The organism is Streptomyces sp. NPDC005492 (assembly GCF_040605995.1).
In the GTDB taxonomy this organism is placed as follows: domain Bacteria; phylum Actinomycetota; class Actinomycetes; order Streptomycetales; family Streptomycetaceae; genus Streptomyces.
Window position 1 is genome coordinate 12,979 of sequence record NZ_JBEXDX010000047.1, and the last position, 14,123, is coordinate 27,101.

The following is a 14,123-nucleotide window of genomic DNA, read 5'->3' on the forward strand; positions in this document are numbered from 1 at the left end:
CTCCGTGGCCTGATCGGGTCACACCCCCTTCCCGCATCACGCTGCGTGCGGGACGCTCGCATATGGCGGCACCATTACGAGGAGGCATCAAGTGGTCGACGCGGATCAGACATTCGTCATCGTCGGAGGAGGCCTGGCCGGCGCCAAGGCGGCCGAGACGCTCCGAACGGAGGGCTTCACCGGGCGCGTGATACTGATCTGCGACGAACGCGACCACCCGTACGAGCGTCCGCCGTTGTCCAAGGGCTACCTCCTCGGCAAGGAGGAGCGCGACAGCGTCTTCGTCCACGAACCCGCCTGGTACGCGCGCAACGACATCGAGCTGCACCTCGGCCAGACCGTGGACGCCGTCGACCGCGGCGCGAAGACGGTCCGCTTCGGGGACGACGGCACCCTTGTCCACTACGACAAGCTCCTCATCGCCACCGGCGCCGAGCCCCGCCGCCTCGACATCCCGGGCACGGACCTCGCGGGCGTCCACCATCTGCGCCGCCTCTCGCACGCCGAGCGCCTCAAGGGCGTCCTCGCCTCCCTGGGCCGGGACAACGGCCATCTGGTGATCGCCGGCGGCGGCTGGATCGGCCTGGAGGTCGCGGCGGCGGCCCGCGAGTACGGCGCCGAGGTGACCGTCGTAGAGCCGTCGCAGACCCCGCTGCACGGCGTCCTCGGCCCCGAACTCGGCCAGCTCTTCGCCGATCTGCACGCCGAGCACGGCGTCCGCTTCCACTTCGGCGCCATGCTCACCGAGATCGTCGGCCAGGACGGCATGGTGCTGGCGGCCCGCACCGACGACGGCGAGGAGCACCCCGCGCACGACGTCCTCGCGGCCATCGGCGCGGCCCCCCGCACCGCGCTCGCCGAGGCGGCCGGCCTGGAGCTGGCCGACCGCGCGCACGGCGGCGGCATCGCGGTCGACGAACGGCTGCGCACCTCCGACCCCGACATCTACGCGGCCGGCGACGTGGCCGCCTTCCACCACGCCCTGTTCGACATCCGGCTGCGCGTGGAGCACTGGGCCAACGCCCTCAACGGCGGCCCGGCGGCGGCCCGCGCGATGCTCGGCAAGGACGTCACCTACGACCGCGTGCCCTATTTCTTCTCCGACCAGTACGACTTGGGTATGGAGTACTCCGGCTGGGCACCCCCGGGTTCCTACGACGAAGTGGTGATCCGGGGAGACGCGGGCAAGCGCGAGTTCATCGCCTTCTGGCTGAAGGAGGGCCGTGTGCTGGCCGGGATGAATGTGAATGTGTGGGACGTCACAGAGCCCATCCAGCAGCTCATCCGTTCCCGGACCCGGGTGGACACCGAGGCCCTTGCGGACCCACACGTTCCACTGGACAGCCTGGGCAGCCCCGCGTCCAAGTAGTCACTGGTGTCAGTCCGGCCCCGTAGAATTCACGCGTGGCAGGACGGATCAACGACGAGGACGTGAAGGCGGTTCGGGACGCGGTCCCGATCGACGCCGTGGTGTCCGAGTACCTCCAGCTACGGAACGCGGGCGGGGGCAACCTCAAGGGCCTCTGCCCCTTCCACGACGAGAAGTCGCCGTCCTTCCAGGTCAGCCCGAGCAAGGGGCTCTTCCACTGCTTCGGCTGCCAGGAGGGCGGCGACACCATCACGTTCGTGATGAAGGTCGACCACCTCACGTTCTCCGAGTCGGTCGAGCGTCTGGCCGCCCAGGCCGGCATCACACTGCGGTACGAGGAGGGCGGATACAACCCCGCCCACCAGCGCGGCGAGCGCATCCGCCTGGTCGAGGCCCACAAGGTCGCCGCCGACTTCTACGTCGAGCAGCTCGCCGCCGGCCCCGAGGCGGACACCGGCCGCAAGTTCCTCGCCGAGCGCGGCTTCGACCAGTCCGCCGCCGAGCACTTCTCCGTCGGCTACAGCCCGCAGGGCTGGGACCACCTCACTCGCTACCTCCGCGGCAAGGGCTTCACCGACAAGGAGCTGCTCCTGTCCGGCCTCGCCCAGGAGGGCCGCCGCGGCCCCATCGACCGCTTCCGCGGCCGACTGATGTGGCCCATCCGCGACATCGGCGGCGAGGTCGTCGGCTTCGGCGCCCGCAAGCTCTACGAGTCGGACAACGGCCCGAAGTACCTGAACACGCCCGACACCGCGATCTACAGGAAGTCCCAGGTCCTCTACGGCATCGACCTCGCCAAGAAGGACATCGCCAAGTCGTCCCGCGCGGTCGTCGTCGAGGGCTACACCGACGTCATGGCCTGCCATCTCGCCGGCGTCACCACCGCCATCGCCACCTGCGGCACCGCCTTCGGCGGCGACCACATCAAGATCCTCCGCAGACTGCTGATGGACAACGGCTCGGCGCGCGTGATCTTCACCTTCGACGGCGACGCGGCCGGCCAGAAAGCGGCCCTGCGCGCCTTCGAGGACGACCAGAAGTTCGCCGCCGAGACGTACATCGCGATCGCCCCCGACAACATGGACCCGTGCGAGCTGCGCCTCGCCAAGGGCGACGAGGCCGTCGCCGACCTGGTCGAACCCCGCACCCCGCTCTTCGAGTTCGCGCTCCGCCAGATCGTCGTCCGCTACGACCTCGACACCCCCGCCGGCCGCGCAGCCGCCCTGGACGAGGCGGCCCCGATCGTCGCCCGCATCAAGAACACCGGCGCCCAGCACGAGGTCGCCGTCCAGCTCGCCGGCATGCTCGGCATCCTCGACACCCAGTTCGTGGTCAAGCGGGTCGCCCAGTTGGCCCGTTGGGCCCGCGACCGCGGCGGCAAGGGCCCCGCTCCGGCCCGGGGCGGCGCCCAGCGGCAGTACGACACCACCCCCCGCCCGGCCACCGGCGGCCCCGCCCTCACCCTCCGCAACCCGGTCTTCGCCACCGAGCGCGAACTCCTCAAACTCGCCCTCCAGCGCCCCGAGTTGGTCTCCCCGGCCTTCGACGCGTACGGCGTCGACGAGTTCACCGCCCCGCCCTACGCGGCCGTACGCGAGGCGATCATCGAGGCGGGCGGCGCCGAGTACGGCGTCCAGGACCCCCAGGACTATCTCGTCCGGGTCCGCGCGGCGGCCCCGGACGACGCGGTCCGCGCGATGGTCACCGAACTGGCCGTCGAGGCGATCCTGCGCCGCACGGTCGACGAGAACTACGCGGGTGAGCAGCTCGTCACCGTCCGCCGAAGAGCCGTCGTGCGCCGTATCCGCGACATCCAGGGCACGCTCACCCGCCTCGGCAGCCACGGCGACTCGGCCGAACTGGCCGCCGTGCAGAACGAGTTGTGGGTGCTCCAGCAGTACGACCAGGCACTCCAGGTGCACGGCGCCTCAGCCCTCTGAGCACGTAGTCACGGAACGGACTCAAAAAGTCACCGCACGCCCCTCGTGGCGGCGATGTGTCGTACTCCACACTGGGTTCCGGTGCCTGAGTCCTCGGAGCGCGGCCGATCCGTCCCCAGCGGGTCCCACACCCCCGCGGTTCCGCTCATCGAGTACGGGACGGATTGCGGCGAGGCCGCCGACTCCGCCCCCGAAGTACCGCTGCCGTACCCCCTGGCAGCGATCATCCTGGAGGTCGCCCCCGTGCAGACCCAGACCCTCGACCAGACCGAGACCAGCACGACGGACGGCGCGGAAGAACCGGCGGCGGAGACCGATGTCCTCGCCACCGTCCCCCCGCAGAGCCGTGCCGCGCACCACCCCGAAACAGCGGAACCGGAGAGTCCGCCCGAGCTCGAAGAACCGACGGCCGAAGCGGTGGAGACCGCCGAGGCCCCCGAGCCCGACGAACGGCCCCGCAGCCGGGTCGCCGACACCGGCGCCCCCTCCTCGGACCTGTTCCGCCAGTACCTGCGCGAGATCGGCCGCATCCCGCTGCTCACCGCGGCCGAGGAGGTCGAACTCGCCCGCCGCGTCGAGGCCGGCCTGTTCGCCGAGGAGCGGCTCGGCAGCGCCGTCGACCTGGACAGCCAACTCGCCCTGGACCTGGACAAGTTGGTCGTCATGGGCCGGATGGCCAAGCGCCGCCTCATCGAGGCCAACCTGCGGCTCGTCGTCTCCGTCGCCAAGCGGTACGTCGGCCGCGGACTGACCATGCTCGACCTCGTGCAGGAGGGAAACCTCGGGCTGATCAGGGCGGTCGAGAAGTTCGACTACGCCCGCGGCTACAAGTTCTCCACCTACGCCACCTGGTGGATCCGCCAGGCCATGTCGCGCGCCCTCGCCGACCAGGCCCGCACCATCCGCGTCCCGGTGCATGTCGTCGAGCTGATCAACCGGGTCGTCCGCGTCCAGCGCCGGATGCTCCAGGAGCGCGGCTACGAGCCGACCCCGGAAGAGGTGGCCGACCACCTCGACCTCGCCCCGGAGCGCGTCAGCGAGGTCCTGCGCCTGGCCCAGGAACCCGTCTCCCTGCACGCGCCGGTGGGGGAGGAGGACGACGTGGCCCTCGGCGACCTCATCGAGGACGGCGACGCCACCAGTCCCGTCGAGTCGGCCGCGTTCCTGCTGCTGCGCCAGCACCTGGACGCCGTCCTGTCGACGCTGGGGGAGCGCGAGCGGAAGGTCGTACAGCTCAGGTACGGGCTGGCCGACGGGCGTCCGCGCACGCTGGAGGAGATCGGCCGGATCTTCGGGGTGACCCGGGAGCGGATCCGGCAGATCGAGTCGAAGACCCTCAACAAGCTCCGGGACCACGCGTTCGCGGACCAGTTGAGGGGATACCTGGACTGAGAAAGGGGCGCCCACCCGAAGGTGGGCGCCCCTCTGAACCTCTCAACTCCACTCCGTACTAGTCGACTTCGGCCACCGCCTGCGCGAACTGCGCCTTGTACAGCCGGGCATACGCCCCGTCCGCCGCCAACAGGTCGGCGTGCGCGCCCTGTTCGACGATCGAGCCGTTCTCCATGACCAGGATGGTGTCGGCGTCCCGGATCGTGGAGAGCCGGTGCGCGATGACGAACGACGTGCGTCCGTGCGCCAGTTTGGCCATCGCCTTCTGGATCAGCACCTCGGTACGGGTGTCGACGGAGCTGGTCGCCTCGTCGAGCACCAGGATCGTCGGGTCGGACAGGAACGCCCGCGCGATGGTGATCAGTTGCTTCTCACCGGCGCTGACACCCGTGCCCTCGTCGTCGATCACGGTGTCGTAGCCGTCGGGCAGCGTACGGACGAACCGGTCGGCGTGCGCCGCCCGCGCCGCCTCCTCGATCTCGCCGCGCGTGACCTCGCGCGAGGCGCCGTACGCGATGTTGTCGGCGATGGAGCCGCCGAACAGCCAGGTGTCCTGGAGCACCATGCCGATACCGGCGCGGAGTTCGTCACGGGACATCCGCGCGATGTCGACGCCGTCGAGGGTGATGCGGCCGCCGGACACCTCGTAGAACCGCATGAGGAGGTTGACCAGCGTGGTCTTGCCGGCGCCGGTCGGGCCGACGATCGCGACCGTGTGGCCCGGTTCCACCGTCAGCGAGAGGTCCTCGATGAGCGGCTTGTCGGGGTCGTAGCGGAAGGAGACGTGCTCCAGGGCGACCTGGCCGCGCAGTTCCGCGGGGCGCTCGCCCGGCATCGGGTCGGCCTGCTGCTCCTCGGCGTCCAGGAGTTCGAAGATCCGCTCGGCCGAGGCGACCCCCGACTGCACCAGGTTCGCCATCGACGCGACCTGGGTGAGCGGCATCGAGAACTGGCGCGAGTACTGCACGAAGGCCTGTACGTCACCGATGGACAGGGCGCCCGAGGCGACCCGCAGACCACCGACGACCGCCACCAGCACGTAGTTGAGGTTCGAGACGAACATCATCAGCGGCTGCATGACCCCGCTGTTGAACTGCGCCTTGAACCCGGCCTCGTAGAGCGCGTCGTTCTGCTCGGCGAACAGGTGCGCCGACTCGTCCTGCCGCCCGAACACCTTCACCAGGTTGTGCCCGGTGTACATCTCCTCGACGTGCGCGTTGAGCTTGCCCGTCGAGCGCCACTGCTGCACGAAGTGCGGCTGCGACCGCTTGCCGATGCGGGTGGCGACCAGGAACGACAGCGGCACGGTCACCAGCGCGACCAGCGCGAGCAGCCACGACACCCAGAACATCATCGCGAGCACACCGACGATGGTGAGCAGCGAGTTGATGAGCTGGCCCATCGACTGCTGGAGCGTCTGCCCGATGTTGTCGATGTCGTTGGTCGCGCGCGAGAGCACCTCGCCGCGCTGCCGCTTGTCGAAGTACGACAGGGGGAGCCGCGACATCTTCGTCTGCACGCTCTCCCGCAGCCGGAACATGGTCCGGTTGACCGCCCGGTTGACCATCCGGGTCGCCACCGCCATCAGCAGACCCGCCACCAGGAACGTGCCCAGCGCGAGCAGCAGCACATGCCCCACCGCGGTGAAGTCGATGCCCTTGCCCGGCGTGAAGTCGGTGCTCTTCAGCATGTCCGCGATCGAGCCCTGGCCGCGGTCGCGCATCGCCTGGAGGGCCTGCGCCTTGGTCGTCCCGGCCGGCATCTGCCGTCCGACGATGCCCGCGAAGACCAGGTCGGTGGCGTTGCCCAGGATCTTCGGCCCGACCACGTTCAGCCCCACGCTGAACACCACGCACACCAACAGGATGCCGATGGTCAGCCGCTCCGGCCTGAACTGGCCGACGAGCCGCTTGCCGGACACCTTGAAGTCCATCGAACGGGCGTCGGGGCCCGTCCCGGCCATCATCCGCCCCATGGGCCCGGCCATCAGGCAGCCTCCGCTTCCGTGAGCTGGGAGAGCACGATCTCCCGGTAGGTCTGGTTGTCCGCCATCAACTCGTGATGGCGGCCCGTCCCGACGACCCGCCCCTCGTCGAGTACGACGATCCGGTCGGCGTCCCTGATGGTCGCCACCCGCTGCGCCACGATCACCACGGTCGCCTCGGCGGTCTCCTGGGAGAGCGCGGCCCGCAGCGCCGCGTCGGTCGCGTAGTCGAGCGCGGAGAAGGAGTCGTCGAAGAGGTAGATCTCCGGCCGCTGCACCAGCGTGCGGGCGATGGCGAGCCGCTGCCGCTGACCACCGGAGACGTTTGTGCCGCCCTGGGCGATGGGCGCGTTCAGCCCGCCCTCCAGCTTGGTGACGAAGTCCTTGGCCTGCGCCACCTCCAGCGCGTGCCACAGCTCCTCGTCCGTCGCGTCCGGGTTGCCGTAGCGAAGGTTGGTCGCGACCGTGCCCGCGAACAGGTACGGCTTCTGCGGGACCAGGCCGACCGTCTTGGCGAGCAGCACCGGGTCGATGGTCGACACGTCGACCCCGTCGACGAGGACCTCGCCGTCGGTCGCGTCAACCAGGCGCGGGACCAGACTCAGAAGGGTGGACTTTCCGCTGCCGGTCGAGCCGATCACGGCCGTCGTCTCGCCCGGCCGGGCGACCAGGTCGATGGACTTCAGCACGGGTTCCTCGGCACCCGGATAGCTGAAGCCGACCCCGCGGATCTCCAGATGACCGTGCCGGCGCAGCTCGGTGACCGGCGCGAGCGGGGGCACGACGCTGGACTCCGTGTCCAGGACCTCTTCGATGCGCTCGGCACAGACCTCCGCGCGCGGCACCATCATGAACATGAAGGTGGCCATCATCACGGACATCACGATCTGCATGAGGTAGGCGAGGAACGCGGTCAGATCGCCGATCTGCATTCCGCCGCTGTCGATGCGATGGGCACCGAACCAGACCACCGCGATCGACGACAGATTCACCGTGGTCATGACCACCGGGAACATCAACGCGAGCAGGTTGCCGGACTTCAGCTGCATCTCGGTCAGGTCGGCGTTGGCCTTCCGGAACCGGTCCTTCTCGTACTCGTCCCGGACGAAGGCGCGGATGACACGGTTGCCGGTGATCTGCTCGCGCAGCACCCGGTTCACCGTGTCCAGGCGCACCTGCATGGCCCGGAACAGCGGGCGCAGCCGCCGCACGATCAGCGTCACGCAGATCGTCAGCGTCGGCACCACCGCGATCAGCACCCCGGACAGCGGCACGTCCAGACCGAGCGCCAGCACGATGCCGCCCACGCACATGATCGGCGCCGACACCATCAGCGTGAACGTCATCAGGGCCAGCATCTGGACCTGCTGGACGTCATTGGTCGTACGGGTGATCAGCGAGGGCGCGCCGAAGTGGCCGACCTCGCGGGCCGAGAACGACTGCACCCGGTCGAAGATGGCACCCCGGACGTCCCGGCCGAGCGCCGAGGCGGTGCGCGCGCCGAAGTAGACGGCACCCATGTTGCAGACGACCTGGACCAGCGAGATGCCGATCATCAGGGCACCGAACGACACGATGTAACCGGTGTCACCCTTCACGACACCGTTGTCGATGATGTGCGCGTTCAGGGTGGGCAGATAGAGGGTGGCGCAGGTCTGCAGGAACTGCAGCAGCACCAGCAGGGAGATGGGTTTCCTGTAGGGCCTGAGATAGGTCCGCAGAAGTCGTATGAGCACGCTACGTCTCTCGGAGTCGGCGATGAGGGGCGGGCGGGTGTGGTGTGCCCCTCGCCCCCATCGTCGGACACTCCACCCGCGTTACCTCAACTGATTAAGCCAACAGCAGTGCTCTTGGTGCCCTTATGAACCCTTAAGAGCGGAACGCGCCCGGATGGGTCTGTTCCCGCACGGACACATATTGCTGACGCACCGCCTGTCCTACGGCCAGTTCGTCCCCCGGCTCCAGCACCTGGGCGACCGGACCCTGCCAGGGCGGCGGATTGCGCGGATCGAGCGTGCCCTGCGAAACCCCCAGCGCCCAGGCGGCCTGCCGGGCGGCACCGATCGCCGCGTAGTCGGCCGGCTGCGGTACGACGACCTGCGTCCCGAAGAGCGCGGGCGCCGCGGCCTGTACGGCGGGCAGCTCGGCGGCCGACCCGAGCAGGAAGAGCCGCCGCACCGCGACCCCCCGCCCGCGCAGCACGTCCAGCGCGTCCGCGAGCCCGCACAGCATGCCCTCGAACGCGGCCCGCGCCAGATGCTCGGCCTTCATCGACTCCCGCCGCAGCCCGGCCAGCGTCCCGGCGGTGTGCGGCAGATTCGGCGTCCGCTCACCCTCCAGATAGGGCAGGAACACCAGCCCGTGCGCACCCGGCGTCGACTTCATCGCCAGCTCGGACAGACTCTCCAGATCCGGCAGCCCGAGCAGTTCGGCGGCCCCGCGCAGGGTCCGTACGGCATTGAGCGTGGTCACGACAGGCAGATGCATCCCGGTGGCGTCGGCGAGCGAAGTGATCATCCCGCTCTGGTCGACGAGCGCCTCGGGATGTACGGCCATCACGGACCCGGAAGCACCGAGCGACACCACGGCATCCCCGAACCCGATCCCGAGCCCGAAGGCCGCGGCCATGGTCTCGCCGGTCCCGGCCGAGATCAGCAGCCCCTCCGGTGTCGTGCCGGCCGCGTCGGACGGGCCGATCACCTCGGGCAGCATGGCCTGGTGACCGAGGGCCAGCTCGACAAGGTCGGGCCGGTAACCACCGCCGGCCGCCGACCAGTACCCGGTCCCCGAGGCCCCACCCCGATCGGTGGTCCGCCTGACCGGCCGCCCGAGCAACTGCCACACCAGCCAGTCATGGGCCTGAAGCAGTACGGCTGTACGACGGGCGTTGTCCGGCTCGGTCTTGCTGAGCCACCGCAGCTTGGTCACCGGATGCGCGGCCTGCGGCACGGAACCCACGGCCTGCGCCCAGGCCTCGCGGCCGCCGAGCGCGTCGATCAGATCGGCAGCCGCGACCTGCGCCCGCTTGTCACCGCCGACCATCGCGGGCCGCACGGTGTTGCCCTGGGAATCCAGCGGCACCACGGCGTTCTGCTGCGCGGACACACCGATGGCCTGCACACCTTCGAGCAGCCCCCCGCCGGCCGCCTCGCCCAGCGACAACAGCCAGGCCTGTGGATCGACATCGGAGGGCCGCCCGCCGCCCTCGGTCTCGGTTTCGACCGGATGCGGCGCATATCCCTGCCTGAGCACGGACCCCGTGTCCGTGTCGCAGACGACGATACGAGTGAAATCGGGCGAACTGTCCAACCCGGCGACTATCCCCATGCCAGAAATTCTGCCGTACGGCGGGAGGTGACCGCGCCGGGTCGGACTTCCCTATGTGTTGCTGGTGCCCCAGTCGTCCTCGCCCGAGCCGTTCGCATTGCGCTCGCGCAGGGACCGTACGCGCTGGGCCACCGAGTCGGGGACCCGGTCGCCGACCTTGTCACCGACCGCGTGGTACGCCTTGCCCGCGAACTGCCGGCCCTGCTGCGCCGCCGTCTCGGCGGTGTTGCGGACCGTCGGGTTCTGCGCGACCTGGCGTGCCGATTTCTTCAGCTGCTCGTAGCGCTCGCGTCCGGCCCGCGTGCCCAGCACGTAACCCAGAGCCAGCCCGACGACGAACGTGAGCTTGTAGCGCATGACGGCCATCCTTCCCTTGCGTAGGTCTCCGGCGCGGCATCGGTGCCGGGGGAACCGATTGGCGGAGCACCCCCCTGCTTGCGCTAATGTATGTGTCGCAGCGAGCACACGCCCCCTGGCGAATACCCAGGGAGTCACGTTCGATGCAGCGAGGCATTCCCCTGTAGCTCAATTGGCAGAGCAGCCGGCTGTTAACCGGCAGGTTACTGGTTCGAGTCCAGTCGGGGGAGCTTCGATCTTCCGTAGCTCAATTGGCAGAGCAGCCGGCTGTTAACCGGCAGGTTACTGGTTCGAGTCCAGTCGGGAGAGCGCACTGAAGAGGACCCCGTTGGGGTCCTTTTTCATGCCCGCCGGAACCGCTCGGGGCAGGCCACAGTCCTCATGGTCGTGCGAAGTCGACCATCCGAAGCAGGAGATCGTATGAGCGGCTATGCTGCGGCAGACGGCGCGTACAAATGTGCGCGACGCGCCGTAATGGGGCGGTAGCTCAGCCGGTTAGAGCAGCGGACTCATAATCCGTCGGCCGTGGGTTCGAGTCCCACCCGCCCCACCTGTGCAGGTCCCTGAACTGCGGAAACGTTCATTTCTAGGTGGTGGAGCGTCAACTTTGCCTGAACGGACTGAATCCGCTGCTCGTGGGTTTGGAGTCCGGGGTCGCGCGCGCCGCTCGGAGGAAGCCCCAATCTCTCTGACCTGCGGCGGAGTGGATGATCAAGGTTGTCGCTGGCCTCCGGGACAGCTGTCCTGAGGTTCGATACCAAGACCCAGGGGCCGGACAGGGGTCGACGAGCCCAGTGGACGGCGGCGCCGACGAGGTTGTCGTCGGCAAGGGCAGCGGCTTCGCCGGACGGATCCTCTCCGTGGCCAGTGCGGCGTCCGCCCCAGAGGGCGGCGCCGAGGTACTCGGATTCACCAACAGCCGTGCCGGGCAGGCGCATTACGTCACCCTCCCGGCGCAGCAGCTGACGCCCGAGCTCGCGGGCGTCGGCTGGGACCATGCAGGCTCCCTGACCGTGCAATTGCTCCGCCACACGGGAGTGCGCGTCATGTCTGTCGCGGGCGAGTCCGACCGCGGCGGACTCACTTCCCTCGGGCTCGCGGGGCTGGTGACCGCGTCCTGGCCCTGTCCGTCAACTGTGCAGGGACAGCGGAGGGTTGGGGCCTTCCTTGAACTCGACAGTGGTGAAGACCAAGGTCGTAGGACCCGTGTTCTCCAGGTCGTGGAGGAGGTACTGTCCGGATCGGAAGGTGAGGTGCCGGGTGTCACCCGCCTGGTATTCGACCTCCCGGGTGGTGCCGTCGGCGGTGTGCTGGCGGCTGCGGCCGCCTGCGACCGCGGTCCAGAAGTAGTCCAGGACGTGCCGGTGTGCAGGTACGCGCTCGCCCGGGGCGAGGCGGATCTCCCACACGCGCACCCGGTCGGTCTCGCTCAGCAGCGTCTGGCCGACGTGGCCGTTGAACGCGTTGCGCTGGAATTCCTGGTGCAGGTGCGGAGGCCAGCCTTGGAAGCCGTCGGCGATCAGGTCTCCGGCGAGTGGAAGACCGCTCACGTCATGGGTACTCATGCGTCGTTCCGTTCGTGTGAGGGGCCGTCGGGTCGGCTCAGGCGAGGCGTCCGCCGCCGTCGACGTGCAGCACGGTGCCGGTGACGTAGGGGTTGGTGAGCGTGAACAGCACCCCTTGGATGACATCGTCGGGGGTGCCGACTCGGCGGGCTGGGTTGCTCTCGGCGGTCCTGCGCAGGAACGCCTCCTTGCCGTCGCCCATGGCGTCCCAGGCCCCGGAGTCGACGATGCCGGGGGAGACGGCGTTCACCCGCAGCGGGGCGAGTTCCACTGCCAGGGCTTCGACGAGGAAGGACAGCGCGCCGTTCGTGGTGGCCATCACCACCCGGCCGGGTACGGGTCGCCACGCCGCCACACCGGAGAAGAAGGTGAACGAGCCGCCCTCACGGACCTGACCGGCCAGGTGCTTGGCGAGCAGCAGCGGGCCGATCACCTTGGCAGCGAACGCCCGCTGCACCGCTGCGAGTTCGAGTTCGGCGACCGGCCCGTTGGCCGGCATCGCCGCCGTCGAGACAAGATGGTCGAAGGCGCCGGCCTCGGTCGCGAACGCGGCGATCGAGTCCTCGTCCGCGAGATCGAGCGCCAGCACCCTGGCTGCTCCTGGCAACTCGTCGGCCGTCACTTTGAGCTTGCCGGTGTCCGGGCCCGCGAGGATCAGGTCGGCCCCGGCGGCCGACGCCCGCGAGGCCAGGATCCGGCCCATGCGGGAGCCGGCGCCGAGGACGACGATGCGCCGGCCTTCGAGAGCCGGGGAAACGTGGCGGGGAGGGGAATCAGACATGGAGGCACCTCTTCATTCACACCGCACTCCGGTGCGTACGGCTCTGTCACATCGACTTTGCGCCATGCCCAATTGATGCGTCCAAGACATGCTTTCTACGGCTGTCATAAACTAGATGTATGGCAACGCTGAGACAGCTGGAATACCTGGTGACCGTCGTGGACACCGGGTCCTTCACCCGCGCCGCCGAGCTGCTGCATGTCTCCCAGCCCGCTCTCTCCCACCAGGTCCGCGCCCTGGAACGGGACACCGGAGGCCCCCTCCTCGAACGCCTCCCGCGCTCGGTCCGGCTGACCCCGATGGGCCGCGCGATGCTGCCTCACGCCCGCGCCGCCCTCGCTGACGCGGGCCGGGCCCGTTCCGCGGCCCGTCGTGCTGCCGAGCTGGAAGCCGGCGAGCTCCAGCTTGCGGCCGTTTACTCGGTCGCCCTCGGCGTCCTCCCGCCGGTCCTGAACGTCTGGCACAAGACCCACCCCCAGATCCAGGTACGCCTGCTGGAGCACCGGCACGCCACGGAACTCCACGACACGATGACCGCCGGACACGCCGACCTCGCGGTCGGTCCACGACCGCCGAGCTGGGACGGTCTCCTACGCGAGCTGGGCACCGAGGAGTTCGTCGTGGTCGTTTCCGCCGACGACCCGGCCGCCGGGCAGGGCGCGACCCTCGTACGGCTCAAGACCCTCGCCGACCGCAGCTGGGTGCACTACGCCGCAGGAAACGGCCTCGCCGAGATCCTCGACCGGACCTGCGCTGCGGCCGGATTCCGCCCGCATACGGCGGTACGCACTGAGCAGACCGCCGCCGCACCCCTGCTCGCCGCTGCCGGCCTCGGCCCCGCGCTGGTCCCCGCCAACGTCATCCCGCCCCACTTCGCCGGCCGCCTGCTCCGCCCCGACCCGCCAGTACGCCGCACCCTGACCGCCTACACCCGGTCCCGTCCGGACCCACTGACCACAGCGTTCCTCGACACTCTCGCCGAGCACACGCGCGTCATGCCTCCACACGTCCACGACCAGCTGGTCCCCTACTCACCGAAGGAATGACGGCTGGCAGAGAAGGCCCGCCGGGCCGGTGGACTATGCGCGACGGAGGTCGGATCCGCGCACGATACGCGCGTCCTCTGCGTGTGACCAGTTGGCGGGGAAGAGGAATCTGCTGTGTGGGGGCTCTATCCCCTGGCTGAACTGCGCGGACGCGGCTGCTTCTGTAGTGAGCATCCAACTCATCGATCCCCAGGGGTCATTGAGGGGCTGGGGTTTGCACTCGTTTGTGGACACCTTCTCCTCGGACCCCACGGCCCTGTCTTCAAGAGATGCCCAAAAAAGGGAGTAAACGCTCCGAATGCTTTGGCCGGCACGCGGCTGGAGGAGCCCCCGGCGGCGCCGTGCGCCCGAAGCCGCAGCCC

The 14,123-nt window shown here is 69.3% G+C and carries 10 protein-coding genes and 3 tRNA genes; 7 read left to right on the forward strand and 6 right to left on the reverse strand.

The features are described from left to right. Window positions 1-91 precede the first annotated feature (91 nt). The 3 genes from ABZT04_RS38165 (at window position 92) to ABZT04_RS38175 (ending at window position 4,701) form a co-directional block, all read left to right on the forward strand. On the forward strand, window positions 92-1,369 hold the full coding sequence (locus tag ABZT04_RS38165; RefSeq protein ID WP_356063126.1) for an FAD-dependent oxidoreductase: 1,278 nt from the start codon (window positions 92-94) through the stop codon (window positions 1,367-1,369). A gap of 35 nt (window positions 1,370-1,404) precedes the next feature. After that, on the forward strand, window positions 1,405-3,309 hold the full coding sequence (gene dnaG / locus ABZT04_RS38170; protein WP_356063129.1) for a DNA primase: 1,905 nt from the start codon (window positions 1,405-1,407) through the stop codon (window positions 3,307-3,309). Between the two features lie 81 nt (window positions 3,310-3,390). Then, complete coding sequence (locus tag ABZT04_RS38175) at window positions 3,391-4,701, forward strand: RNA polymerase sigma factor (RefSeq protein WP_356063132.1); 1,311 nt, start codon at window positions 3,391-3,393, stop codon at window positions 4,699-4,701. 58 nt (window positions 4,702-4,759) lie between these two features. On the opposite strand, the gene ABZT04_RS38180 is transcribed toward ABZT04_RS38175, so the two are convergent. The 4 genes from ABZT04_RS38180 to ABZT04_RS38195 all read right to left on the reverse strand — a co-directional run bounded on the left by ABZT04_RS38180 (window position 4,760) and on the right by ABZT04_RS38195 (window position 10,369). Next, window positions 4,760-6,688: an ABC transporter ATP-binding protein gene (locus tag ABZT04_RS38180; protein WP_356063135.1), complete on the reverse strand. Its 1,929-nt coding sequence runs from the start codon at window positions 6,686-6,688 to the stop codon at window positions 4,760-4,762. Continuing rightward, window positions 6,688-8,421, reverse strand: a complete 1,734-nt coding sequence (locus ABZT04_RS38185) for an ABC transporter ATP-binding protein (RefSeq protein WP_356063138.1) — start codon at window positions 8,419-8,421, stop codon at window positions 6,688-6,690. Before ABZT04_RS38185 ends, ABZT04_RS38180 begins: the two co-directional genes overlap by 1 nt. A 133-nt stretch (window positions 8,422-8,554) precedes the next feature. After that, window positions 8,555-10,012: an FGGY family carbohydrate kinase gene (locus tag ABZT04_RS38190; RefSeq protein WP_356063141.1), complete on the reverse strand. Its 1,458-nt coding sequence runs from the start codon at window positions 10,010-10,012 to the stop codon at window positions 8,555-8,557. Window positions 10,013-10,063: 51 nt separating this feature from the next. Continuing rightward, on the reverse strand, window positions 10,064-10,369 hold the full coding sequence (locus ABZT04_RS38195) for a YtxH domain-containing protein (RefSeq protein WP_356063144.1): 306 nt from the start codon (window positions 10,367-10,369) through the stop codon (window positions 10,064-10,066). 157 nt (window positions 10,370-10,526) lie between these two features. Here ABZT04_RS38195 and ABZT04_RS38200 point away from each other — a divergent pair. The 3 genes from ABZT04_RS38200 (at window position 10,527) to ABZT04_RS38210 (ending at window position 10,919) form a co-directional block, all read left to right on the forward strand. After that, window positions 10,527-10,599 (forward strand) — tRNA-Asn (locus tag ABZT04_RS38200). A gap of 6 nt (window positions 10,600-10,605) precedes the next feature. After that, a tRNA-Asn gene (locus ABZT04_RS38205) sits at window positions 10,606-10,678 on the forward strand. 167 nt (window positions 10,679-10,845) lie between these two features. Then, window positions 10,846-10,919 (forward strand) — tRNA-Ile (locus tag ABZT04_RS38210). 580 nt (window positions 10,920-11,499) lie between these two features. Here ABZT04_RS38210 and ABZT04_RS38215 read toward each other — a convergent pair. Together ABZT04_RS38215 and ABZT04_RS38220 are read right to left on the reverse strand one after the other, a co-directional pair. Beyond that, window positions 11,500-11,934: a hypothetical protein gene (locus tag ABZT04_RS38215; RefSeq protein ID WP_356063147.1), complete on the reverse strand. Its 435-nt coding sequence runs from the start codon at window positions 11,932-11,934 to the stop codon at window positions 11,500-11,502. Between the two features lie 37 nt (window positions 11,935-11,971). Next, a complete protein-coding gene (locus tag ABZT04_RS38220) occupies window positions 11,972-12,715 on the reverse strand; it encodes an SDR family oxidoreductase (RefSeq protein WP_356063150.1) in 744 nt (247 codons plus the stop codon). 119 nt (window positions 12,716-12,834) lie between these two features. Here ABZT04_RS38220 and ABZT04_RS38225 point away from each other — a divergent pair, with 119 nt between their 5' ends. Then, the gene (locus tag ABZT04_RS38225; RefSeq protein WP_356063153.1) at window positions 12,835-13,761 is read left to right on the forward strand and encodes a LysR family transcriptional regulator; all 927 of its coding nucleotides are present in this window, start codon (window positions 12,835-12,837) and stop codon (window positions 13,759-13,761) included. The last annotated feature ends 362 nt before the right edge of the window (window positions 13,762-14,123 follow it).